Consider the following 22,040-nt stretch of genomic DNA (forward strand, 5'->3'; position numbering starts at 1 on the left):
TCATCATGCACGCCACATCACGACGGGGAGCGGATCGCTCCGCGAGGCTAGCTCGGGCCGCCACGATCTGCTCTGAAAAGCTCTGCCCTGCCGAGCGCGCGACCGAGTTGCTCGAAGCGATCATCGAGCCGGGCGACCGCGTTGCCATCGAGGGCGACAATCAGAAGCAGGCCGATTTTCTTGCCGCCGCCCTGACGAGCGTGGATCCGGCGCAGATTCACGATCTGCACATGGTGCAGTCGGTGCTGGCGCTGCCCGATCATCTCGCCGTGTTCGAGCGCGGTGTCGCCAATCGGCTCGATTTTGCCTTCGCAGGTCCGCAGAGCCGCAAGCTCGCCGAACTGGTCGGCAGCGGCACGGTGAAGATCGGCGCAATCCATACCTATCTCGAGCTCTATGCTCGGATGTTGGTGGACCTGACGCCGCACGTGGCGCTGATCGTCGCCGACAAGGCCGACCGCAACGGCAATCTCTACACCGGTCCCAACACCGAAGACACGCCGACCATCGCCGAATCCGCGGCCTTTCGCGGCGGCATTGTCGTGGCGCAAGTCAACGAGATCGTTGACCGGTTGCCGCGAGTAGACGTCCCCGGCGACTGGGTCGATTTCGTCATACCGAGCCCAAAGCCTTACGCGATCGAGCCTCTGTTCACGCGCGACCCCGCCAAGGTAAGGGACGAGAACGTGCTGATGGCGATGATGGCGATTGCTGCGGTCTATGAGCCATTTGAGGTCCGGCGGCTCAACCACGGCATCGGTTACGCCACCGCGGCGATCGAGCTGATCCTCCCGACATTTGCCGCCCGGCGTGGCCTGAAGGGCAAGATCGCGAGCCAATTCGTGCTCAACCCGCACCCGACCCTGATCCCGGCGATCGAAGCCGGCTTCGTCGACGGCGTCTATTGCTTCGGCTCCGAGCTCGGTATGGAGCGCTACGTCGCAAAGCACGCCGATATATTCCCGATCGGCGCCGACGGCAGCCTGCGGTCGAACCGGGCACTGGCGCAGGTCGCCGGACAATATGCCTGCGACATGTTTGTTGGCGCCACGCTGCAAATCGACGCGCGAGGCAACAGTTCGACGGCCACAAAAGACCGGATCGCAGGCTTCGGCGGTGCGCCGAACATGGGCGCGGATGCACGCGGTCGTCGCCACGACAGCCCCACCTGGCTTCGCGCCGGTCAGGAAGCAGGCGATCCCTTACGCGGGCGCAAGCTTGTGGTGCAGATGGTGCAGACCCATCAGCCAAACGGCACGCCCAGTTTTGTCGAGCGTCTGGACGCGTTCGATCTGGCCGCCTCCGCCGGCTTCGCATTGCCGCCGGTGATGATCTATGGCGACGACGTGAGCCATGTCATCACCGAGAAGGCCGTGGCGAACCTGTTGCGCTGCCGATCACCGCAAGATCGCGAGGCGGCATTGCGCGCGATCGCCGGCGACACCGAATTTGGCAAGCGCCAATCGCCTGACACAACCGAGAGCCTCCGCCGTCGCGGCATCGTGATGTTTCCGGCAGACCTTGGCATCGACGTCGGCACGGCGACGCGCGATCTGCTCGCCGCCAAGACGATCGATGACCTCGTGGCCGCCTCGAGCGGACTCTACGCGCCACCGGCCAAGTTCCGCCGCGCCGTCACCGCCCAAGCTTGAGGAGGAATAGTCATGTCCGCAATCCGCCAAACTTTCAACGATCCATCCAGCACGACAATGCCGCTCCTCGATCGCGCGAAGCAGCTCGCAGCATCGCTGCTCTCCGAGCGCAGCCAGGCCTCAGGAGCGCTGGTCGCGCGGCAATTGCGCGAGATGCTTGGTGCACTCGACGACAACGATCGCCGCTGCTTTCAGCGCTATCTCGCCACGGAATTCCATCCTCACGGTCCGGCTTTGCGCGCGGCGGCGCAGCGCTACCTCGCCGAAGGCACCGCAGAAGCCGCGGCCGCACTCGCGCGTGCTGCCGAGCCGCCGCGCCAGGAACTGCTGCGGCGAATCAACATGGCACCCGGCGGGATCAGCGCGCTGATCGCGATTCGCAGCGAAATTGCTTCATACATGCGCACTGACCCCGAACTGAAGTTGCTCGACGCGGATCTCAAGCATTTGTTCGCCTCATGGTTCAACCGCGGCTTCATCGAGTTGCGGCGCATCGACTGGCAGACACCGGCCGCGGTGCTGGAAAAGCTGATCGCCTACGAAGCCGTGCACGAAATCAAGGGCTGGGACGACCTGCGCCGGCGCCTTGCACCCGATCGGCGCTGCTTTGGCTTCTTTCATCCCGCACTTCCAGGCGAGCCACTGATTTTCGTCGAGGTTGCTTTGGTGGAAGGACTGGCCACGGCCGTGCAGCCGTTGTTGTCGCAGGACGACGGTGAAGCCATCGCGCAGCAACGCGCCGCGCGCGCCGACACCGCGATCTTCTACTCGATCTCCAATTGTCAGGACGGCCTGCGCGGCGTGGCGTTCGGCAATTTCCTGATCAAGCAGGTCGTTGAAGAGCTGCAGTCGGAGTTTCCGCAGCTGAAGCGTTTTTCCACCCTATCTCCGGTACCGGGATTTCGGCAATGGCTCGCTAATCGGCTTGCAAATGCAAGTGATCCCGATGCGGCGCTGTTATCGCAACTGGAGAGCGATAGCTGGTGGAATGACCCGGCGCAGAGCGAGAAGCTGCGCGTGCCCTTGCTGCGGCTCTGCGCTAGCTATCTGACACGGAAGCCCTCGATACGCATCGACCCCGTGGCGCGTTTTCACCTCGGCAACGGCGCACGGCTCGAGCGCATCAATTGGCTCGGCAATACCGCTCTGCGTGCGATTCAAGAATCCTTCGGGATCATGGTCAACTATCTTTATGACCACAACACCATTGAGACCAATCACGAAGCATTTGTACGCGACGGCACTATCGTCCGTTCGCCTGATGTCGATGCTCTACTGCACATCACCGACTGAGCCGCGATCAAGTTCGTTGCGCTAGCTCGGCGCCATCCCGCCGCCGTTCAGCGCCTTGCGGATCATCTCGGCGAGCTGGTTGCGCCGATAGGGCTTGGTCAGCAGCAGCACGCCGTCGTCGAGCTTGCCGTGATGGACGATGGCGTTGTCGGTGTAGCCGGAGGTGTAGAGCACCTTCACGCCCGGCCGGCGCCTCGCCACCTCGTCGGCGAGCTCGCGGCCGCTCATGCCGCCGGGGATGACGACGTCGGTGAACAGCACGTCGAAGCTCTGCCCGGCCTCAATCAGGTCCAGCGCCGCCTTGCCGTCGGACGCGGCGATCGTCTTGTAGCCAAGGCTCTGGAGCTGCGCGGTGACGAAGTTGCGGACCAGCGGATCGTCCTCGACCACGAAAATGGTCTCGGCGCCGCCTTCGGCCGTCGGCGTGACGCCGGTTGCGATGTCCGCTGCGCCTTCGCCCGGCGGCAGGTAGAGCTTGATCGTGGTGCCGTGGCCTTCCTCGCTGTAGATCTTGATGTGGCCGCCGGATTGCTTGACGAAGCCGTAGACCATGGAGAGGCCGAGGCCGGATCCCTTGCCGACCTCCTTGGTGGTGAAGAAGGGCTCGAACGCCTTCTGCTGCACGTCAGAGGGCATGCCGGTGCCGGTATCGCTGACCGCGAGCATGATGTAGGGGCCCGCTGCCACGTCGGCATTGGCCTGCGCATAGGCTTCGTCGAGCACGACGCGGTGGGTCTCCAGCAGCAGCTTGCCGCCGCCCGGCATGGCGTCGCGGGCGTTGATCGCCATGTTGAGCACGGCGTTGGTGAGCCTGGACGGATCGATATGCGTCGTCATCGGCCCCTGCTCCAGCACAGTCTCGATCTGGATCTGCTCGCCGAGGGTGGGGCGCAGAAGCTTTGCGATGTCCGAGATCGCGGCGTTGATGTCGACGTTGCGCGGCTCGAGCGGCTGCCGGCGCGCGAATGCCAAGAGGTGCTGGATCAGCTCGGCGCAGCGTTCGGCGGCATCGTCGATAAGCCGGGCCGTGCGCTGCAGCTCGGGCTGGTCCTTCAGGCGCTCCACCAGCGTCTCGGTGTTGCCGGAGATGACCGTGAGCATGTTGTTGAAGTCGTGCGCGACGCCGCCGGTCAGCTTGCCGATCGCATCCAGCTTCTGCGACTGGTGCAACTGCCGCTCGGTCTCGCGCGAGGTCGTCGCATCGTGATAGACCAGCACCGCGCCGGAGATGTTGCCTTGCCCGTCCCGCATCGGCCGGCCGCTGACCATGAGATGGCGCGGCGGGTTGCCGCTGTGCGGGCGGACGATCATCTCCAGCTCTTCGAACTGCTCGCCGCGCAGCACGCGCGTCGATGGCAGCTCGTCGGCCGGAAGCGGCGTGACGCCGTCGCCGTGAAACACGTCGGACAGCGCGCGCAGATTGCCGACGTTCATGCCGGTGCGATGCAGCAGCATGCGCTCGGCGGCCGGATTGGACAGCAGCACGGTGCCCTCGGCGTCGATGACCAGCACCGCCTCCGCCATGCTGCGAAACGTGCTCTGGAGCACGTTGACCGACAGGCGCAATTCGTCATGCGCGGCGACGAGGTGCTCGGTGCGTTCGGCCACCGCCGCCTCGAGCGCCGCCTTGGCGGCTTGGGTCTGCTCGAGCGAGCTCTGGAGCTCACCGGTCGTGCGGCGGCTTTCGCGCATCACCAACGCGACCAGGAGCAGGATCAGCACGGCGCCGGCGACGTCGATGCCGAGCAGCACGATGCCGGTGCGGCGCGAATCCTGGGAGCGGGCGGCGAGCAGGCGTTCTTCCTCCGCGCTCAGGCGGTCGAGATTGCGCATCACCGTGTCCATGAGGCCGCGGCCCTCGGCCTTGCTGTTGAGCGCGGCAATGCCGGCCTGGTCGTTGGCGGCCCGCAGGCGCATCGCGGTGGCGGCGATCTCGATCCGGCGCAGCGCCAGCGGCTCGGTGCCCTCAAGCAGGGCGACCTGATCGGGGGTGTCGCGCACGTCGCGCTTGAGCTCGGCGAGGGCCGGCGCGAGCTTGGCGTGCACCGCCTGGAACTCGTCGCTGAAGCCCTGGCTGCGATAGAGCTCGTAGCCGCGCGCGGCGCTCTCGGCCCGGCGCAGCAGCACGCGCAGATCGGAGATCTTCTTTTGCACCTGGACGGTGTGGTTCACCGACGCCGCGTCGGACCGCGACTTGACGTCGAGGGCGATCGAGGCCGCGGTGATGATCAGGAGGATGGCAAGTCCAACACCGAGAATGACGCGCTGCGTTGGAATCAAGGGGCTTCTTTCTGGTCCTTCGGCGGCGCGCTCTCGCCCGCGCCGGCAAGGCATTCCCGGATCGTGGTCAGCAGCGCTTCCGGCGTGAACGGCTTGCGCAGGCAGCGCGTTGCGCCGAGCTCAAGCGCCATGCGGAGAAAATCGGGAGAGGGCGAGGCGGACGAGGCGAAGGCATAGCCTGACATCGCGATCAGCGGCGTGGCAGGGGCGCGCTCGTGAAAGATGCGGATGGATTCGAAGCCGCGCATATGCGGCATGAAGATGTCGACCAGCATGACGTCGAAGGCTTGCGATTCCAGCGCAGCCAGTCCTGTTTCGCCGCCGTCGGTCAGCGTGACGTCGAAGCCCTGACGTTGGAGGAGGACCTCGATGGTCGCGCCGACCATCGGATCGTCATCAACCACGAGAATACGCGGCATGACACTTCCCAGAAGATCGAAGTCCCCACTGTGGTTTGTGATATCCGCGAATCGTGGGTCCGGTCAATTTGCGATTGGATCGCGCAGGATATGCACGGTTTGGTGCATAAAGGTCCATTTGCATCGATGTTGTATTTATCCGCGAGGGTGATGGAGCCGAAAGGAGCGAGGAAGGCGCCGATTGCAAAAAAGGCGCCGCATCGCTGCGGCGCCTTTCGCCTCTAGTCTTCGCGATCTGCTTACGGGCAAGGATGCCGCCGGCCGTCGTAGCCGAGATAGGTGCCCGAGGCCGGGTCGTAAGATTTGAAGCGCCGCGCGCAATAAGCGGCGTCGCCGCCGCCATCCTGCACTACGGCAACCGACGGCTCGTCATAGTAGCCGTAGTAGTAGGGATCATCGTAATAGCCGTAGCCGCTGCCGTAATAGGCGTAGGAGCCGAGGCCGCCGATCGCGGCGCCAGCCGCAAAGCCCGGCCAGAAGCCGCCGTGGCGATGATGATGGTGGTGGCGACCGTGCCAGTGACGACCGCTCCAGTTGCCGCTGCCGCCCTGCCAATTGCCGCTGCCGCCCTGCCAGTTGCCCGCAACTGCAGCGCTACGGGTCCCACTGAAGCTCGGCGAGATAGCGGCACGGTCTGCCGCGCCCCCGACGAAACTGCCACCGCCCGGACGGACCGCGCCACCGCCTGCGAAATTGCCACCGCTCGGGCGCATCGCGGCTCCGCCCCCGAAACCGCCGCCACCGCCCTGGAACGCGGCGCCGCCGCCGCCCATGCGGGCGCCGCCACCGAAGCCGCCGCCTCCGCCACCGACCGCGGCACCTCCGCCACCGATCGCCGCACCACCGCCCGCTCCGACCGCGGCGGCACGACTCTGCTGCGCAAAGCTCGGGCTCGCCAAGGGAAGAACCAACGCCACCGTCGCAGCGGCACTCAACAATTTCAGACTGTTCATGGTAAACTCCTTTCCCGGAAAGCAACCCTGAGAAAGCGCGGGGGTTCCTGGGATCACGCCGGTTTGCGCGCGCATGAAGCCTCAGGTCCCGCCGCTGTACCGGGCATGAATGAATCGCGTCGGCTTTGCGGCAGGGGCGTGCGCGGCAGGCGGATTTGCGGGGGCGCCGACGCGCCTGCCGAACTGGACATTTCGGCCCCCGGATGGCATCAGGACCCCACGAAGCAGGGCCCTTGCCGCATGAAACAATTCTTCCTCAAGTTCTTCACCTGGTGGAATGGCCAGACCTTTGGCACCCAGCTCTGGACCAAGCGGTATGGCGAGCTGGTCGGGGAGGACGAGCAGGGCAACCGTTACTACCGCACGCGGGGCGGGGCGATCGATCCGGCGCTCGGCTTCGAGCGGCGCTGGGTGATCTATAACGGCTACGCGGAAGCGAGCCGGATTCCACCGTCCTGGCATGGCTGGATTCACCACGTCGTCGACAAGCCGCCGACCGAAATCGATTATCAGCCGCGCGAGTGGGAGAAGCCGCACCAGCCGAACCTCACCGGCACAGCGAAGGCCTATCGGCCCTCCGGCTCGACGCTCGCCAGCGGCAGGCGTCCCAAGGCGACCGGCGACTATCAGCCCTGGACGCCCGGCTAAGCCCCTTTCGGCCGACCCACGAATCACCATCGTCCAAAGCGGATGCACATGCATCCGCGCCGCGCCGCTGTGGACAACGGGAACAGCGGGGATGCCGCCTGCGCAGGTGTTGCCGCGAGGCGGGCGATGCGGCTCAATGATCCCATCTTACGGAGATGGGAGACCATCGCGTTCGGTTCGGGCAACAGTTCGCGACTGTCCCGAGATGCAGCGGCCGCCGAGGAAGGACTCGATCGGGAGATAGGCCCCCGGTCTGGAAGCTCCGACATCGCCCGATGTGAATGTGCAGCCACCGTGAGACAGGAAAGGCCGCTCGGGAAACCGAGCGGCCTTTTTCTGTCGTTGTTCGCCTCGCGTGTCCCGGACGCGGTGCAGCGTGCAGCGCTGCGCTGCGTCCGGGGTACAAGAGCAAGCCCGATCCTTTACGCCACCCGCTCGGCCGCGCGCTGCACCGCCTCGAGCCGCCGTGCATGGTTCTGCGCGCCGCGCTCCCTCAGCAGCGCCAGCACTTCGGCTGGCGCGGTGTTGGGCGATCCGGCATTGAACGGCGGGGCTGGATTATATTCCATCTGGAGCTGGATCGCTTCGGCGGTGGTGCGATTGACCATGATCGAGACCAGCGTCAGCGCGAAATCGATCCCGGCGGTGACGCCGCCGCCGGTGATGCGGTTGCGATCGACGCAGACGCGTGTCTTGGTCGGCGTCGCGCCGAACTGTGCGAGCATCTCCATTGCGCTCCAATGGGTGGCGGCGCGGTAGCCCTTCAGAAGGCCGGCGGCGCCGAGGGCCAGCGATCCCGTGCACACCGAGGTGACGTACTTGGCGCCTGCCGCCTGCTTGCGCAGGAATTCGAGCACGTCCTCGTCGTTGAGAAGGTCGTTGGTGCCCTGGCCGCCCGGCACGCAGATGACATCGAGCTGGGGGCAATCCGCAAAGGTCGTGGTCGGCGTCAGCGTCAGGACGGAATCGCTCGGCACCGGCTCGATCCGCTTCCAGATCAGGTGCAGCTTTGCGTCCGGCACCATGGCGAACACCTGCAAGGGCCCGGTGAAGTCGAGCTGGGTGACGCGCGGAAATACCAGGATTCCGATCTGGAGCGGTGACGACATGGGAGCCTCCGATAATGCGCTTGACGCCGGCAGAATGGCATGGTGCCCTTCTGTCCGAAATGGCATAATTCCCTCGCTTTCGGACATACGTTACGGCTTGGCCCATGATCGGCATCCTGATCTTCCCGGACTTCCAGCTGCTCGATGCGGCAGGTCCGATCTCGGCGTTCGAGATCGCAGCGCGCTGCCTCGGCAAGGCGCCAGCCATCCGCGTGCTGGCCGCCAAGCCGGGGCTGGTGCGCAGCTCGTCCGGCGTTGAGATGATGGCGCGCGACTTCAAGACCGCGAACGCGATCACGACGCTCGTCGTCGCCGGCGGCATGGGCGTCGCGGAAGCTGGGCGCTGTCAGATCACGCGGGCCTTCGTGCAGCGGCTTGCAAGGCGCGGCGTGCGGGTCGCGAGCGTCTGCTCGGGCGCCTTCGTGCTCGCCGAGGCGGGGCTTCTCGACGGCCGCCGCGCCACCACGCATTGGGGACGGACGCGCGATTTCATCGCGCGGTTTCCCAAGGTGAAGTTCGAGCCGGACCAGATTTTCACCCGCGACGGCAATGTGTGGACCTCCGCAGGTATCACCGCAGGGATCGACCTCGCGCTGGCTATGGTCACCGAGGACCACGGCGAGGAGATCGCGCAGGCAACTGCGCGGCAGCTCGTTCTGTACCATCGCCGCAGCGGCGGCCAGTCGCAGTTCTCGTCGCTGCTGGAATTGAAGGCGCCAAACGGACGCTTCGGCACGCTCTTGTCCTGGGCACGCGAAAATCTCGACGCGCCGCTGACGGTGGAGGATCTCGCCGATCGCGCCGGCATGAGCGCGCGGCATTTTGCCCGCGCCTTTGCCGCCGAGACCGGCACGACACCGTCCAAGGCGATCGAGCGGCTCAGGCTCGAAGTCGCGCGCGAGCGCGTGCAGTCCTCGCGCGAGGCGATCGAGCGCGTGGCGGAGGTGACCGGCTTCCGCGACCCCGAGCGCATGCGGCGTGCCTTCATCCGCGCCTATGGCCAGCCGCCGCAGGCGCTGCGGCGCGCGGCGCGGGCGGGGTAGGACGTTTCTCTTGACCTTGGCGAGCCCTGCGGAACGGCGAAGTCGGGCGTTGCTCAGAAGCGGACTTCGGCGATGCTCACTTGTCCGGCTTCTCGCTCACGATGGCGCCGGTTTTGGGATCGGCACGGAATTCCATCTTCTGGCCGTTCTTGATGCCTTCGCCCTCCCACCGGCCATCGTCGGCTTCAAGCTTGGTGACCTCGGAATAGCCCGCCTCCAGGATCTTGGCTATCACTTGTTGCATCGGCATCCAGTCGGGGCCGGGTCGATCGGCTCTCGCGGCCGAGCCCAGCGCGAGCGAGCCGAGAACCAAAATCACGGCAAACCTCATCGCGACCTCCTTTGGGTAACAGACCTTGAACGGCCACCTTAGATTGTTGTTCCTTCACGGCGCTCCTGTGACACAAACGAGTGAACTTCGGCCTTTTTTGCCTCGCTGGACCCATTCGTGCGTGCCGTCAGGCGCCTTGCGATCGGCATCAGCATGTACGGCGCAAAGTGAATCGGAAACTGCGTCAGCGCGAAATAGAGCCAGGTCGTCGCCGGCAGCGCGCCGGCGGTGGCCGCCAGCATCAGGCCCAGATTGCGCTGTGACACCATCAGGCCGAGCGCGAACGCGCGCTCGGTGCCGGCACGTCGGAAGATCAGCGTGGTTGCGGCGAGGAGGGTGAAGTAGACCGCAAAAGCGAGCAGCGCAACGGCGATCGTGAACAGCGGATCGGCGAGAAACTCGGTTGCGACGTCGCCCATCACTGCGGAGGCGAACACCAAGAGTATGATGATGTTGAGGCCGTCGATCGGCCGCTTGTGGCGCTGGATTGCATCACTGCCCACCAGACGGCGGATGATCGTGGCGGTCACCAGTGATGCGGCGAGGATGCCGAGCAGCTTCAAGCCGAGCGTCATCGGAGAGATGCTGAGCATGCCGCCGAGAAACAGGCTCGCGTACAGCGAGGCGGTGAATGGCACGAGCGCGGTCGAGGTCACCAGCGTGACCAGCACCAGCGCGGCATCGAGGCCCATCAGCGCGGCAAGCGCTGGCGCCGCCATCATCGGCGAGGCCATGCCCTGGAGCATCAGCGCGAGAGCAAGGCCTGGAGAGCTCGTGGAGAGCCCCGTCGCGTGGGCAGCGAGGGCGAAGATTAGCGGCACGCCGATCGTGGTCCAGGCGGTGGCGGCCGCGACCAGCGCCGGCCGGCGCAGATGTCCGTACAGCGCGCCGAGATCGACGCGCATGAAGGAGATGCAGAGCAGAAGGAAGATCGCCTCGGTGACGTAGGGGCGCAGCAGCGCGCCGAGCGGCGGCACCGCGACCGCGATGAAGGCAATCGCCGCCACCGCGCGCGTGCCCTGGCCACCAAGCCAGCCGAGGGCACGCAGGGGAAGGGCGAGGACGGCTCGGACGAGGGAGGGCATTTCTGTCGGTATTATCGGCTGTGTAGCGCTTTGGAGGGCATGCTCGCCTTCGGCCATGGGGGTGCCCCGGCGAGGGGCTCAGGACTATCCCATCCGGGAGCCGGCCTGGCCAGACCGGGCCGGGAAGGGCAGGGATGCCGCCCTTCCCCCGCCGTATTCGGCGTGTTAACCGGAAGGCCTGCGAGCGGCGGTATCCCCTGTAGAATGTCCAACGAGCCCGATTCGCTGTTGAAGCCGCGCGAAATGTTCAAAACCTTTTCCCTGACCGGTCTTGCGGCGCTTTTGGCCGCCACCGCACTGACGGCTGCGACGCCGGCAAGTGCGCAGATCGGCACGATCTTCTCCGATCCGCCGCCGCTGCGGCCGCCCGGCAGCATTCCGCGCGGCCAGCCCCAGCCGCAGCAGATGCCCGAGGACGACGAAGAGGTGCCGGAGCTGCCGCCGCAGGGCCGGGTGCTGCCGTCGCGCCCGATGCCGCCGCCTCCGGGCCGGCAGGGCAACGTGATGCCCGGGCCGGTCGAGACCCAGCCCCTAGCACCGCCGCCGGGCTCGACCCTCGCGCCGCCGAACCAGCCGCCCTCGGCCGCGATCACTCCGCCGGGTCCGCAAGGCGCTCCCGGAGCGCCCGGTCAGCGGCAGCCCCAGCAGAAGGGCGGCGTGCCGCAGACGCCGGCCAGCCTCCAGCCGGGCGACGAGGTCGTGACGGAGCCGCCGGCCCAGAAGATCGTGAACAAGAAGGCGACGTTCTCCGGCCTCGACAAGATCACCGGGCGCATCATCAATTTCGACGAGGAGATCGGCGAGACCGTCCAGTTCGGTGCGCTCCGCGTCAAGACCAACGCCTGCTACACGCGTCCGGCGACTGAAGCGGCCAACACCGACGCCTTCGTCGAGGTCGACGAGATCACCTTGCAGGGCGAGGTGAAGCGGATCTTCTCGGGCTGGATGTACGCGGCGAGCCCCGGCCTGCACGGCGTCGAGCATCCGATCTACGACATCTGGCTGACCGACTGCAAAGAGCCGCAGCAGACTGTGGCGACGGCGGCACCGGATCCGGCCGCGGCCAAGCCGCCGCCACCGCCGCCCGCGCAGAAGAAGGCCGCGCCCAAGCAGGTGCAGCAGCGCCCGCCGCAGCCGCTGCCGCCGATCCAGCAGCAGCAACCGGCGCCGCCACCGCCGCCACCACCGGAGCAGCGCCCAGGCCTGTTCGGCATTCCCGGGTTTGGCCGCTAACCGAGCTGTTTGTTATTGCCGCGAAGCGATGATCTCGAGGGCGCTTGCGCCCGGGATCGCTTCGCCGGCGGAGAGCTTCAGGAAATCGCCGGGCTCGCCCGCCAGCGCCTTGTCGAGCAGCGCGGTATAGCGTCGCCGCGAGATCTCGACGGCGCCGAAGCTCTTCAGGTGCTCGGTGACATATTGGGTGTCGAGCAGCTCGAAGCCGCCGTGAATGAGCCGCGCGACCAGATGCACCAGCGCGACCTTCGAGGCATCGCGCACATTGTGGAACATGCTCTCGCCGAAGAAGGCCCGCCCCAGGCTGACGCCGTAGAGACCGCCGACGAGCTCGTCGCCCTGCCAGGCTTCGACGCTGTGGCAATGGCCGAGCTCGAACAGCCCGCCATAGAGGTCGCGGATGCGCTTGTTGATCCAGGTGTCCTCGCGGCCCACTTGCGGCGCCGCGCAGCCGGCGATGGTCGCCTTGAATGCGGTGTTGACGGTGACGCGAAACTGATCCGAGCGCACGGTGCGCGCGAGGCGCGAGGCGACGCGGAAGCCGTCGAGCGGGATGACGCCGCGCAGCTCCGGCTCGACCCAGAACAGGGTCGGATCGTCGGCGCTTTCGGCCATCGGAAAGATGCCGCAGGCATAAGCGCGCAGCAGCACGGCCGGCGTGATTTCAGACGGGGCGGAGTCGCGCGAAGTCATGGCTTGCCATCATAGCAGGATCGCAATGCAGTTGCGATGGGTGCGGCCGAACCGCTCAGCCCGTGGCAGCGGTGCTGGTCTTGCCGACGCTTGCGGGCATGCGGCCGAACTTCAGCACGACCCGGGTTCCGGAATGCGTGGGATCGCGCTCGACCGTGGCGTCGAGCTTGGTGGCCATGGCTGCGACGATGCGCTGGCCCATGCCGGTGGAGCGCGGATCGGCCTTGGCGTTGTCGCCGACGCCGTCGTCGGTGATCGAGAGCAGGAGGTCATCGCCTTGCGAGATCAGCTCGACATGGATCGGGCCGGCGCCGTCGGGGTAGGCGTATTTCACCGCATTCATCACCAGCTCGTTGACGATGATGCCGACGGCGACCGCACGGTCCGGATCGATCTCGATCGGCTCGGCCTTCAGCGTCAGGCGCGACATGCGGTTGCCTTCGGCCGACCGCCTGAGATCCTCGAGCAGCGAGTCCAGATATTGATTGAGGACCACGCTCTTGAGGTCCTGCGAGGTGTAGAGGCGGCGGTGCACCTGCGCCACCGCGGCGACGCGGCCCATCGCGTTGGTCAGCGCCGCCTTGACCTCGTCCTGTGCGGCGGAGCTTGCCTGCAGGTGCAGCAGCGAGGCGATGATCTGGAGCGAGTTGCCGACGCGGTGGTTGACCTCGCGCAGCAGGAGCTCGCGTTCGGCGGCGAGCGCCGCGTAGCGGTCGCGCGAGGCGTGGATCTCGGCCTCGGCTTCCTCGCGCGCCCGTTGCAGCTCGGCCTGGCGCAGCGCGCCTTCGGCCGCGACGTGGAGGAGCGGGATGAAGTCGCCCTGGACGTCCTTGACCAGATAGTCGGCCGCTCCCGCCTTGAGCGCCGTCACCGCAATGCTGGAATCCTGCGAGGCGGTCACGAACACGACGGGCGGCGCGTCCGGGATCGCCATGATCTGCTCGAGCGTCTCGAGCCCGTCGAGGCCCGGCATGTACTGATCGAGCGCGACGACGTCGATGCCGCCTTCGGTGCTGTTCTGGGCGGCGGCGCGGCGGATGTGCGCGAGCCCTTCCTCGCCGCTCGCGGCATGGACGACCCGGAAGCCGCGCCGCGTCAGGCCGCGATCGACCAGGCGCGCCAGCGCCCCGTCGTCGTCAATGTAGAGCAGTGTCGGCGTGCGCTGGTTCATGTGGCGGCGGGCGGGACCTGGATGACCGAGAAGAACAGACCGAGCTGCCGGATGGCGTTGGCGAAATTCTCGTAGTTGACGGGCTTGGTGATGTAGACGTTGCAGCCGAGCTCGTAGCAGCGCTTGATCTCCTGGGAATCGTCGGTGGTGGTCAGCACCACCACGGGCGAGGCCTTCAGGTATTTGTTCTCCTTGATCTGCTTCAGGATGTCGATCCCGGTCATGTCGGGGAGGTTGAGGTCGAGCAGGATCAGGAGCGCGTTGCCCTTCTGCACCAGCCCGGAGCCGTCGGCGCCGAACAGGTGCCGCATGGCGTCGGTCCCGGTGGTGAAGGAGACGATCTCGTTGTTGACGCCCGAGCGGCGGATGTTGCGCTCGATCAGACGGGCATGGCCCTCGTCGTCCTCGACCATGATGATGGTGACAGGCTGGGTCATCGATCTCTGTTCCGGTTGCTCACGTTCCAGGCGATCGGCAGCGTGATCGTGAAGGTGCTGCCCGTGTTGAGTTCCGATGATACCGACATGGTGCCGCCGAGGCGACGCACAAGTGCACGCACATGGGCAAGACCAATGCCCTGGCCGGGCTTGTCCTGGGTTCCCGCGCGGCGGAACAAGTCGAATATCCGCTGGTGGTCCTTGGGATCGATTCCGCGGCCGTTGTCGCTGACCTCGAAGATAGCGTAGCCGAGCTTGGTCCGCCCGCGGATTCTGATCTCGCCGGGCGCGCCGGGCTTGAGATATTTGATGGCATTGTCGATCAGGTTGGAGAAGATCTGCTCGAGGGCGAGACGGTCGCTCACGAGGTCCGGCAGGGGCTCGACGTGAATCTCGGCCTGCGCCTCGGCGGCCTGGTGCGCCAGCGTCGTCACGATGGCCTCGATCAGCTCGCGCGTGTCGACCTTCACCGGCTGGAATTCGCGCCGGCCCTCGCGGGTGAGGTTGAGGATGGCCGAGATCAGCCGGTCCATCTTGGCGATCGACGATTTGATGAAGCCGAGCGCTTCGGAGAAATCCTCCTGGAGCTGCTTGTCGCCGCCCTCGAGCGCGATCTCGCCCGGCGCGGCGGGCGCGAGCGGCGCTCCTTCCGCGGGGGCGTGCGAGAGGCTGCCGATGCGGCGGAAGATGTCGCCGCCGAGCTCATCGAGCTCGCTCGTGAAGCCCATGATGTTAACGAGCGGCGAGCGCAGATCGTGGCTGACGATATAGGCAAAGCGCTGGATCTCGTCGTTGGCTTCGCGCAGATCCGCCGTGCGCTCGTCGACGACGGTCTCGAGGTTGGCGTAGGCCTCGCGCAGGCGCGCTTCGGCCGCATCGCGTTCGCGTGTCGAACGCCGCACCAGCCAGATCGAGATCAGCGCCAGCACCACAACCAGGCCGGATCCGATACCGGTCATCGAGGCGGCCAGGGTCTGGCTGCGGTCGGAGTTGGCCGTGCGGAGGCGGAACAGCCGCTCCTCCTCCCGCATCATCGTGTTGGCGACGCTGGCGATCCTCGCCGTGGCGTCCTGGGCTGCTAGCTCACGCACCAGTGCCGTGGCCTTGTCCGGCTGGCCTTGCCGAATGAAGGCCATTTCCTGCGCGAACTGGTTGAGCCGGGTTTCGATCGCCGCGCTCAGCTTCTCGACATTCTCGCGTTGCCCCGGATTGTCGACGCTCTGGCGGGTGAGCTTGTCGAGGGCCGGGATGATGGCGGCCACGGCCTTTTCATGGTCAGTCCTGAAGTTGTCTTCCCCGGTCAACAGGTAGCCACGAGCGCCGCTCTCTGCACGTCGGATCTCCAGCAGCAGGGCATTGATCTGGTTCTCCACCTCGATGGTGTGAACCACCCATTTGCTGTCCTCCCGCGCCTTGTTGACGAGATAGACGGAACCGGCGCTGATCACGGTCAGCACCAAAAGGCCCGCCGCGAACAGCAGGATCTGCCAGAATGCGCGCCGTCGCTGGCCTTCAGCCGTCACGACGGTTCACCTGTCTGCGGGCAATGGAGTTCAAAACGCCCCCTTGGAACTGGCCCCAACCGTCTAGAACGCGATTGGAGGCAAGGGGTTCCTTGAGAGGACGTGATTATCGCGGCGCTGGTTCCACCTTGCCGGCCAGGTACTGCTCCAGCCAGTGGATGTGGTAGTCGCCGTTGATGATGTCGGCTTCGCGCACCAGCGCGCGGAACAGCGGCAGCGTGGTCTCGATGCCCTCGACCACCATCTCGTCCAAGGCGCGGCGCAGCCGCATCAGGCATTCGGCGCGGGTCTTGCCGTGCACGATCAGCTTGCCAACGAGGGAGTCGTAATAGGGCGGGATCGTGTAGCCCTGGTAGACGGCGGAATCGATCCGCACCCCGAGGCCGCCGGGCGGATGATATTGCAGGATCCGGCCGGGCGAGGGGCGGAAGGTCTGCGGATTCTCAGCGTTGATGCGGCACTCGATCGCATGGCCGATGACCTGGACCTCGTCCTGCCTGGCCGGCAGGTCGCCGCCGGCGGCGATGCGGATCTGCTCCAGCACGAGGTCGATGTCGGTGATGCTCTCGGTGACGGGATGCTCCACCTGGATGCGGGTGTTCATCTCGATGAAGTAGAACTCGCCGTCCTCGAACAGGAATTCGATGGTGCCGACACCGAGATATTTCATCTCGCGCATCGCTTTCGCGCAGGTCTCGCCGATCTTGGCGCGCGCGGCGGCAGCAAGCACGGGCGAGGGGCCTTCCTCCCAGACCTTCTGGTGGCGGCGCTGCAGCGAGCAGTCGCGCTCGCCGAGATGGATCGCGCCGCCGCGGCCGTCGCCGAGGATTTGGATCTCGATGTGGCGCGGCTTCTGCAGATATTTTTCCAGATAGACGGAAGCATCGCCAAAGGCGGATTTGGCCTCGTTGGCCGCCGTCGATAAGGCGACCTGGAGGTCGGCCTCGCTGTGCGCGACTTTCATGCCGCGGCCGCCGCCGCCCGCCGCCGCCTTCACCAGCACGGGGAAGCCGATTTTCCTCGCGATCGCCATCGCATCGTCGTCGGGACCGACGGCGCCGTCCGAGCCGGGCACCACGGGGATGCCGAGGCGCTTGGCGGTCTTCTTGGCCTCGATCTTGTCGCCCATCAGGCGGATGTGCTCGGCCTTCGGACCGATGAAGTGCAGATTGTGCTCGGCGAGGATTTCCGCAAAGCGCGCGTTCTCGGAGAGGAAGCCGTAACCGGGATGCACCGCGTCGGCGCCCGTGATCTCGCAGGCCGCGAGCAGGGCGGGCACGTTGAGATAGCTGTCCTTGGACGCCGGCGGCCCGATGCAGACGCTCTCGTCCGACAGCCGCACATGCATGGCATCGGCGTCGGCGGTGGAGTGCACGGCGACGGTGGCGATCCCGAGCTCCTTGCAGGCCCTGAGGATGCGAAGGGCGATCTCGCCGCGGTTGGCTATGAGGATCTTGTCGAACATGTTGTCCTGCAGCGAATGGCGAGTGGCGAATGGCGAGTAGGGAAGGCTGACGCCATTCGCTATTCGCTATTCCCCATTCGCGTCACTCAATGATCACCAGCGGCTCGCCGTACTCGACCGGCTGGCCGTCCTCGACCAGGATCTGCGTCACCGTGCCGGCGCGCGGCGAGGGGATCTGGTTCATCGTCTTCATGGCTTCGATGATCAGCAGGGTCTGGCCGACTGAGACCTTGGTGCCGACGTCGATGAACGGCTTTGCGCCCGGCTCCGGCGCCCAATAGGCGGTGCCGACCATCGGCGAGGTCACGGCGCCGGGATGCTTCGACAGATCGGCCGCGGCAGGGGCCGCGGGGCTTGCTGCCACCGGCAGGGCGGCCGGAGGAGCCGTCACCTGCATCGGCATGGTCGCGGCAACGCTGATGTTGCGGGCAACGCGCAGTCGCAGACCCGCTCGCTCGATCTCGATCTCGGTGAGGCTGGTCTCATCGAGCAGAAGTGCCAGCTCGCGGACGAGCGCGGAATCCTCGCTGGAAAACTTTGCGGCTGCTTTGTCGTCTGGCTGGCGCGCCATGTTGTTTGATCCGAATGTTCTGTTGGAAGGGAGCGTCAGGCGTTGGGCTTGATGCCGAGCTTGGCGGCAAGGCCCTGGATGGCGAGGCGGTAGCCCTCGATGCCGAAACCGCAGAGCGAGGCGAAAGCCGCGCGCGCGGTGTAGGAATGGTGACGAAAACTCTCACGGGCGTGGATGTTGGTCACGTGCACCTCGACGGTCGGAATCTGCACCGCGAGCAGCGCATCGTGCAGTGCGATCGAGGTGTGGGAATAGCCGCCGGCATTGATGATGATGCCCTTCATCTTGCGCGCATGCGCCTCGTGGATGAAATCGATCAACTCGCCTTCGCGGTTGGATTGCCGGCAGTCCGCCTTCAGGCCGAACGTCGCGGCCGTGTCCCGGCACAACGCCTCGACGTCGGCCAGCGTCGCATGGCCATACTTGTCGGGCTCGCGGGTCCCCAGCATGTTGAGGTTCGGCCCGTTCAGGACGAGGATCGTGTCGGTTGCAGGTTCGGCCATTCCAATCCCGGAAGAGGTGCTTCGGCGTGGCGGGGGTTATAGGTAACAAAGCGCGTGAGGGGAAGCCTTGAAGGGCCTTGAGGTTGGGTTCAAGCACCTCATCCAGTGCGCAAAAACCTGTGCGGAAACCACGGAAATTGCTTGTTAACCAGTCCGAAGCATGGCTGCCGGGCGCATGCAAAGGGGCGGGCATCGCTGCCCGCCCCTGAGATTGCCCGTGTCCGCCTTAGACGTTCAGCACAGCCACGATCTCGTAGGTGTCCGGATCGATGATGACGATCTCTTCCCGGACCAGGACATACTTGTAGCTCCGCCATTCCGGATAGATCGACACGACCCGAGACGGCAGGGCGTGAAGGGTGATGCCCTCCCGCGGAATGCGGGTGCCGACCGAGATCGAGAAGTTCACGTTGGTCACCGGGGCGACGCGCTGCTCGCGGATCACGGACGTGATCTGCGTGCGCTGCTCAGTCGAAAGCTTGGCAGCGGCGCCGGCCTGGCCGACCGTGGTCGAGCTCTGGCCCTGAACGTTCTGGGTCGAACTGGTGCCAGTCTGGCCCTGCGCGTTCTGGTTCGTGCTGGTGCCGGTCTGGCCCTGAGCATTCTGGTTGGTGCTCGTGCCGGTGCCCTTCTGGGTCTCGGTGGTCGAGGTGCCGCTCTTGCTGCCCTCAGCCTTCATGTCCTTCTGGTCCTTAGCACCGGACTTGCTGGTGTCCTGGCTCATGCTCTTGGACTTGTCCTGCTGGGACTTGTCCATCTGGCCCTGCGCGCGATCATCGGTGCGCTGGCCCTTGGTGGTACCAGACTTGTCCTCGGCCGCGTTCTTGTTCATCGCGCCGCCCGAGGGGCGCTCGTCCTTCATCGCGCCGGACTTGTCTTCGGACTTCATCGTCCCGGAGCCGCCGGCCTGGCCAACGGTCCCCTTGTCCTGGCTCATCGAGCCACCGCGCTCAGCAGCGCCGCCGGAAGGCTGCGAATGCTGCGTCTGCGCGCCACCGGCGCCGCCGCCGCTGTCGCGGCCCATATTGCCCTGCGCGTTCGCGAGGCCAGTGCCCGCGACGAGCGCGACTGCGGCAACCGAAATCATAAAGCGGTTCAACATCGAAATTCTCCTCACGTGTTCATTCGCGTCATTGCCCGCGCCGACAACGAAAGGGGATTTGAGTTGTTCCGGAACTTCGACTGTTCCGCGGCTTTTGTTTGTTGAACGCCAGATGAATGACTTTGCACGAAGGCGCCAACGTTCGCGCAAGAAAAAGGCCGGCATGTCTGCCGGCCTTTTTGTGTTCTCGCTATCGTAAAACTGTGATCAGCAGGTCGCCTTGCCGCAACGGGCAATGCCGATCTTCTCCTTCAGGCTTTCAACACCGACGGCACCGATCACGATCTGCTTGCCGATCACGTAGCTCGGCGTACCGTTCATGCCCATCGCTTCGGCAAGCTTGAAATTCTCCTCGAGGGTGGCGCGCACCTCGGGGCTGGCGATGTCCTTCTCGATGCGAGCCGTGTCGAGACCGGCTTCCTTGGCGGCTTGCATCGCGCGGGCCTTGTCGGCGGCGCCGCGGCCGCTGAGCAGTTTCTGATGGAAGTCGAGATATTTCTTGCCGGAGGGATCTTGCATGCGCACGGCGACCCCGACCTGCGCCGCTTCCACCGAGCCCTGGCTCAGCACCGGAAATTCCTTCAGCACCACCTTCAGCTTCGGATCGCCCTTCATGATGGTCAGCATGTCGTCCATCGCGCGCTTGCAATAGCCGCAATTGTAGTCGAAGAACTCGACGAAGGTGACGTCGCCGTCCCTGTTGCCGAGCACGACCTGGCGCGGCGAGTTGAAGATCGCCTCGGCGTTCTGCGCGATGCTGGCTTGGTGCTTCTGCGTTTCGGCCGCGGCCTGGCGCTTGCTGAGCTCGGCCATGGCCTCCTCGAGCACCTCGGGATTGCTGACGAGATAGTTCTTGATGATCTTCTCGATCTCGGTGCGCTGGCTGTCGGAGAAACTGTCGGCCGAGGCGGGCACGGCTGCGCCGAACATGGCGAGCGCGAACAGGGCAGGAGCGAGCAGGCGCAGCGAAGGCATAGTCAAATCCTCTTATCCAAAGCGGGTTTCGAGAAACGTCCCGGCGGAGCAAGCCCGGTGTCGTGACGTCGTGGTCGGGCGTCGTTCGAGTTTGCGTCAGTTGCGCGGCGGCTTCGCCGCCACGATGTCGTCGGCCTTGACCCATCCGGGGGTGCCGACGGCGAAACGTGTTTTCGCGCGCGTGGCAAGCTCGCGGGCGGTTTTGTTGTCGCCGCGCAAATATGCGGCCTGGGCCGAGGCGAGATCTGCCTCCGCATAATCTCCCTTCCGGCCATAGGCCATCGCGAGCTGGGTATAACCGAGCGCCGCCTCGGGCTCCCGGGCCACCGCGGCGCGGAGAATTCGAACGGCATCGTCGGTGTAGGCCTTATTATCGGTTCCGACCAGAGCCTGCCCAAGTAACATCTCGATGAGGGGGGCGTTGTTCGAGAGGGCGACGGCCTTGCGCAAGGGAGCGATCGCTTCGGCCGCCTTGCCGCTTTCCAGGAGCGCCTGGCCGCGCACCTCGTAGAAATACGGGTTGTTCGGCTGCACCTGGATCAGCGCGTCGATCTGGGCGAGCGCGCTGCGCAGATCACCGTGCAAATAGGTGCTGATGGCGCGGGCATAGCGCGCCGGCAGGCTGTCGTTGGTCTGGGGATAGCGGCGGTACACCGTCTCCGGCCGCTCCATGAAGGCGGAGATCTTGGCGCGGACCATGTCATGCCGAAGCTGGAGCGCGGGATCGTCCTTCTTGTTCCAGTAGGGGCTGGAGCTTGCGAACTCCTGTAGTGCGGCGACGCGCTCGGCCGGCATCGGATGCGACTGCAGGTAGGGATCGGCACCGCGCGCGGCGAACAGGCTCTCGCTGGTGAAGCGCTTGAACGTCTCGTACATGCCCTTGGGCGATTGCTGGGTCGCAGCCAGGAATTTCACGCCGGCGCGGTCGGCATTCTCCTCCTGCTGGCGCTGGTAGGACAGCAGCGTGCGGCGGATCACCTCCTGCGGAGCGGCGATGGCGGCCGCGCCAGCATTGGCGAGCCCGTTGTTGCCTACGCTGCTGCGCTGCGTGCTGCCGGCCGCAATCGCGCCGGCGCCGAGCAGCATCGCGATGATCATCTGGGTCTGGGCGGCGGCGAGCTGCTCGCGCAGCTTGGACAGATGGCCGCCCGCCAGGTGTCCGGTCTCGTGCGCGAGCACGCCGATGATCTGGTTCGGCGTCTCCGATTGCAGGATCGCGCCCCAATTGACGAAGATGCGGCGGCCATCCGCGACGAAGGCGTTGAACGAGCCGTCGTTGATGATCACCATCTGGATGTTGTGCTTCTCCAGACCCGCAACGCGCAGGATCGGACGCGTGTATTCGCGCAGCAGCTGCTCGGTCTCGGTGTCGCGCAGGACCGGCGGCCCCTTGGCCTGCGCGCGCGCGGCCGAGAACGGCGTCAGCGCGATCGCCGTGGCCGTGACGAGGGCGGTGAGGGCGGAGGCCTTCTTGCGCAATGCGATCTGGAGCGACATCAAGCGGTCTTGGTCAAAAGGGGCTCGGTCAAGTGGTCTTGGTCAAGCAGTTCAGTG

General features: G+C 65.8%; 21 protein-coding genes. 5 read left to right on the forward strand and 16 right to left on the reverse strand.

The window, feature by feature from the left end; translation table 11 throughout:
• Positions 1 to 5 precede the first annotated feature (5 nt).
• Both mdcA and I6F33_RS07450 read left to right on the forward strand, forming a co-directional pair.
• Positions 6 to 1,652 carry a malonate decarboxylase subunit alpha gene (gene mdcA, locus I6F33_RS07445; protein WP_225125586.1) on the forward strand — a complete coding sequence of 549 codons (1,647 nt, stop codon included), beginning with the start codon at positions 6 to 8 and terminating at the stop codon, positions 1,650 to 1,652.
• A gap of 12 nt (positions 1,653 to 1,664) precedes the next feature.
• On the forward strand, positions 1,665 to 2,945 hold the full coding sequence (locus I6F33_RS07450; RefSeq protein WP_081492890.1) for a malonyl-CoA decarboxylase family protein: 1,281 nt from the start codon (positions 1,665 to 1,667) through the stop codon (positions 2,943 to 2,945).
• 21 nt (positions 2,946 to 2,966) lie between these two features.
• Here I6F33_RS07450 and I6F33_RS07455 read toward each other — a convergent pair whose 3' ends face one another.
• The 3 genes from I6F33_RS07455 to I6F33_RS07465 all read right to left on the reverse strand — a co-directional run bounded on the left by I6F33_RS07455 (position 2,967) and on the right by I6F33_RS07465 (position 6,597).
• Positions 2,967 to 5,225 carry a CHASE3 domain-containing protein gene (locus I6F33_RS07455; protein ID WP_225141770.1) on the reverse strand — a complete coding sequence of 753 codons (2,259 nt, stop codon included), beginning with the start codon at positions 5,223 to 5,225 and terminating at the stop codon, positions 2,967 to 2,969.
• A complete protein-coding gene (locus I6F33_RS07460; protein ID WP_036022871.1) occupies positions 5,222 to 5,644 on the reverse strand; it encodes a response regulator in 423 nt (140 codons plus the stop codon). Before I6F33_RS07460 ends, I6F33_RS07455 begins: the two co-directional genes overlap by 4 nt.
• Before the next feature lie 239 nt (positions 5,645 to 5,883).
• The gene (locus I6F33_RS07465) at positions 5,884 to 6,597 is read right to left on the reverse strand and encodes a BA14K family protein (RefSeq protein WP_225113967.1); all 714 of its coding nucleotides are present in this window, start codon (positions 6,595 to 6,597) and stop codon (positions 5,884 to 5,886) included.
• Positions 6,598 to 6,837: 240 nt separating this feature from the next.
• Between I6F33_RS07465 and I6F33_RS07470 the strand changes: the two genes are divergently transcribed.
• On the forward strand, positions 6,838 to 7,245 hold the full coding sequence (locus tag I6F33_RS07470; RefSeq protein WP_036022873.1) for an NADH:ubiquinone oxidoreductase subunit NDUFA12: 408 nt from the start codon (positions 6,838 to 6,840) through the stop codon (positions 7,243 to 7,245).
• Between the two features lie 422 nt (positions 7,246 to 7,667).
• On the opposite strand, the gene I6F33_RS07475 is transcribed toward I6F33_RS07470, so the two are convergent.
• Positions 7,668 to 8,354 (reverse strand): DJ-1/PfpI family protein, encoded by a 687-nt coding sequence (locus I6F33_RS07475; protein WP_225141772.1) that lies wholly within the window; start codon positions 8,352 to 8,354, stop codon positions 7,668 to 7,670.
• A 104-nt stretch (positions 8,355 to 8,458) separates the two neighbouring features.
• Here I6F33_RS07475 and I6F33_RS07480 point away from each other — a divergent pair, with 104 nt between their 5' ends.
• Positions 8,459 to 9,397 carry a GlxA family transcriptional regulator gene (locus I6F33_RS07480; protein WP_074447899.1) on the forward strand — a complete coding sequence of 313 codons (939 nt, stop codon included), beginning with the start codon at positions 8,459 to 8,461 and terminating at the stop codon, positions 9,395 to 9,397.
• A gap of 76 nt (positions 9,398 to 9,473) precedes the next feature.
• Here the strand turns inward: I6F33_RS07480 and I6F33_RS07485 are convergent, their stop codons facing one another.
• Both I6F33_RS07485 and I6F33_RS07490 read right to left on the reverse strand, forming a co-directional pair.
• A complete protein-coding gene (locus tag I6F33_RS07485; RefSeq protein WP_036000102.1) occupies positions 9,474 to 9,728 on the reverse strand; it encodes a PepSY domain-containing protein in 255 nt (84 codons plus the stop codon).
• Positions 9,729 to 9,766: 38 nt separating this feature from the next.
• The gene (locus I6F33_RS07490; RefSeq protein ID WP_225141774.1) at positions 9,767 to 10,813 is read right to left on the reverse strand and encodes a Na+-dependent transporter; all 1,047 of its coding nucleotides are present in this window, start codon (positions 10,811 to 10,813) and stop codon (positions 9,767 to 9,769) included.
• A gap of 204 nt (positions 10,814 to 11,017) precedes the next feature.
• Here I6F33_RS07490 and I6F33_RS07495 point away from each other — a divergent pair, with 204 nt between their 5' ends.
• A complete protein-coding gene (locus I6F33_RS07495; protein ID WP_192893224.1) occupies positions 11,018 to 12,046 on the forward strand; it encodes a DUF2155 domain-containing protein in 1,029 nt (342 codons plus the stop codon).
• A 12-nt stretch (positions 12,047 to 12,058) separates the two neighbouring features.
• Here I6F33_RS07495 and aat read toward each other — a convergent pair whose 3' ends face one another.
• The 10 genes from aat to I6F33_RS07545 all read right to left on the reverse strand — a co-directional run bounded on the left by aat (position 12,059) and on the right by I6F33_RS07545 (position 21,983).
• Positions 12,059 to 12,739 carry a leucyl/phenylalanyl-tRNA--protein transferase gene (gene aat, locus I6F33_RS07500; protein ID WP_057029056.1) on the reverse strand — a complete coding sequence of 227 codons (681 nt, stop codon included), beginning with the start codon at positions 12,737 to 12,739 and terminating at the stop codon, positions 12,059 to 12,061.
• A gap of 55 nt (positions 12,740 to 12,794) precedes the next feature.
• Positions 12,795 to 13,910 (reverse strand): sensor histidine kinase, encoded by a 1,116-nt coding sequence (locus I6F33_RS07505; protein WP_225141776.1) that lies wholly within the window; start codon positions 13,908 to 13,910, stop codon positions 12,795 to 12,797.
• On the reverse strand, positions 13,907 to 14,347 hold the full coding sequence (locus I6F33_RS07510; protein ID WP_036000093.1) for a response regulator: 441 nt from the start codon (positions 14,345 to 14,347) through the stop codon (positions 13,907 to 13,909). Before I6F33_RS07510 ends, I6F33_RS07505 begins: the two co-directional genes overlap by 4 nt.
• Complete coding sequence (locus I6F33_RS07515; RefSeq protein ID WP_225141778.1) at positions 14,344 to 15,870, reverse strand: CHASE3 domain-containing protein; 1,527 nt, start codon at positions 15,868 to 15,870, stop codon at positions 14,344 to 14,346. Before I6F33_RS07515 ends, I6F33_RS07510 begins: the two co-directional genes overlap by 4 nt.
• Before the next feature lie 106 nt (positions 15,871 to 15,976).
• Positions 15,977 to 17,335: an acetyl-CoA carboxylase biotin carboxylase subunit gene (accC, locus tag I6F33_RS07520; RefSeq protein WP_036022882.1), complete on the reverse strand. Its 1,359-nt coding sequence runs from the start codon at positions 17,333 to 17,335 to the stop codon at positions 15,977 to 15,979.
• Between the two features lie 82 nt (positions 17,336 to 17,417).
• Entirely contained in the window at positions 17,418 to 17,906 is a 489-nt protein-coding gene (accB, locus tag I6F33_RS07525) for an acetyl-CoA carboxylase biotin carboxyl carrier protein (RefSeq protein WP_036022883.1), read from the reverse strand.
• Between the two features lie 35 nt (positions 17,907 to 17,941).
• Positions 17,942 to 18,409: a type II 3-dehydroquinate dehydratase gene (aroQ, locus tag I6F33_RS07530; protein WP_036022884.1), complete on the reverse strand. Its 468-nt coding sequence runs from the start codon at positions 18,407 to 18,409 to the stop codon at positions 17,942 to 17,944.
• A gap of 226 nt (positions 18,410 to 18,635) precedes the next feature.
• Positions 18,636 to 19,511 carry a DUF1236 domain-containing protein gene (locus I6F33_RS07535; RefSeq protein WP_225141779.1) on the reverse strand — a complete coding sequence of 292 codons (876 nt, stop codon included), beginning with the start codon at positions 19,509 to 19,511 and terminating at the stop codon, positions 18,636 to 18,638.
• 207 nt (positions 19,512 to 19,718) lie between these two features.
• Positions 19,719 to 20,486: a DsbA family protein gene (locus I6F33_RS07540; RefSeq protein ID WP_225141780.1), complete on the reverse strand. Its 768-nt coding sequence runs from the start codon at positions 20,484 to 20,486 to the stop codon at positions 19,719 to 19,721.
• Positions 20,487 to 20,582: 96 nt separating this feature from the next.
• Positions 20,583 to 21,983 carry a M48 family metalloprotease gene (locus I6F33_RS07545; RefSeq protein ID WP_036022887.1) on the reverse strand — a complete coding sequence of 467 codons (1,401 nt, stop codon included), beginning with the start codon at positions 21,981 to 21,983 and terminating at the stop codon, positions 20,583 to 20,585.
• Positions 21,984 to 22,040 lie beyond the last annotated feature (57 nt).

The organism is Bradyrhizobium sp. BRP20 (assembly GCF_020194215.1).
In the GTDB taxonomy this organism is placed as follows: Bacteria; Pseudomonadota; Alphaproteobacteria; order Rhizobiales; family Xanthobacteraceae; genus Bradyrhizobium; species Bradyrhizobium yuanmingense.

Bases quoted from the DNA above. Each gene is read 5' to 3' on its own strand.
- mdcA (WP_225125586.1), top strand. From the start codon at position 6: ATGCACGCCACATCACGACGGGGAGCGGATCGCTCCGCGAGGCTAGCT.
- I6F33_RS07450 (WP_081492890.1), top strand. From the start codon at position 1,665: ATGTCCGCAATCCGCCAAACTTTCAACGATCCATCCAGCACGACAATG.
- I6F33_RS07460 (WP_036022871.1), bottom strand. From the start codon at position 5,644: ATGCCGCGTATTCTCGTGGTTGATGACGATCCGATGGTCGGCGCGACC.
- I6F33_RS07465 (WP_225113967.1), bottom strand. From the start codon at position 6,597: ATGAACAGTCTGAAATTGTTGAGTGCCGCTGCGACGGTGGCGTTGGTT.
- I6F33_RS07470 (WP_036022873.1), top strand. From the start codon at position 6,838: ATGAAACAATTCTTCCTCAAGTTCTTCACCTGGTGGAATGGCCAGACC.
- I6F33_RS07475 (WP_225141772.1), bottom strand. From the start codon at position 8,354: ATGTCGTCACCGCTCCAGATCGGAATCCTGGTATTTCCGCGCGTCACC.
- I6F33_RS07480 (WP_074447899.1), top strand. From the start codon at position 8,459: ATGATCGGCATCCTGATCTTCCCGGACTTCCAGCTGCTCGATGCGGCA.
- I6F33_RS07485 (WP_036000102.1), bottom strand. From the start codon at position 9,728: ATGAGGTTTGCCGTGATTTTGGTTCTCGGCTCGCTCGCGCTGGGCTCG.
- I6F33_RS07490 (WP_225141774.1), bottom strand. From the start codon at position 10,813: ATGCCCTCCCTCGTCCGAGCCGTCCTCGCCCTTCCCCTGCGTGCCCTC.
- I6F33_RS07495 (WP_192893224.1), top strand. From the start codon at position 11,018: ATGTCCAACGAGCCCGATTCGCTGTTGAAGCCGCGCGAAATGTTCAAA.
- aat (WP_057029056.1), bottom strand. From the start codon at position 12,739: ATGACTTCGCGCGACTCCGCCCCGTCTGAAATCACGCCGGCCGTGCTG.
- I6F33_RS07505 (WP_225141776.1), bottom strand. From the start codon at position 13,910: ATGAACCAGCGCACGCCGACACTGCTCTACATTGACGACGACGGGGCG.
- I6F33_RS07510 (WP_036000093.1), bottom strand. From the start codon at position 14,347: ATGACCCAGCCTGTCACCATCATCATGGTCGAGGACGACGAGGGCCAT.
- accC (WP_036022882.1), bottom strand. From the start codon at position 17,335: ATGTTCGACAAGATCCTCATAGCCAACCGCGGCGAGATCGCCCTTCGC.
- accB (WP_036022883.1), bottom strand. From the start codon at position 17,906: ATGGCGCGCCAGCCAGACGACAAAGCAGCCGCAAAGTTTTCCAGCGAG.
- aroQ (WP_036022884.1), bottom strand. From the start codon at position 18,409: ATGGCCGAACCTGCAACCGACACGATCCTCGTCCTGAACGGGCCGAAC.
- I6F33_RS07535 (WP_225141779.1), bottom strand. From the start codon at position 19,511: ATGTTGAACCGCTTTATGATTTCGGTTGCCGCAGTCGCGCTCGTCGCG.
- I6F33_RS07540 (WP_225141780.1), bottom strand. From the start codon at position 20,486: ATGCCTTCGCTGCGCCTGCTCGCTCCTGCCCTGTTCGCGCTCGCCATG.
- I6F33_RS07545 (WP_036022887.1), bottom strand. From the start codon at position 21,983: ATGTCGCTCCAGATCGCATTGCGCAAGAAGGCCTCCGCCCTCACCGCC.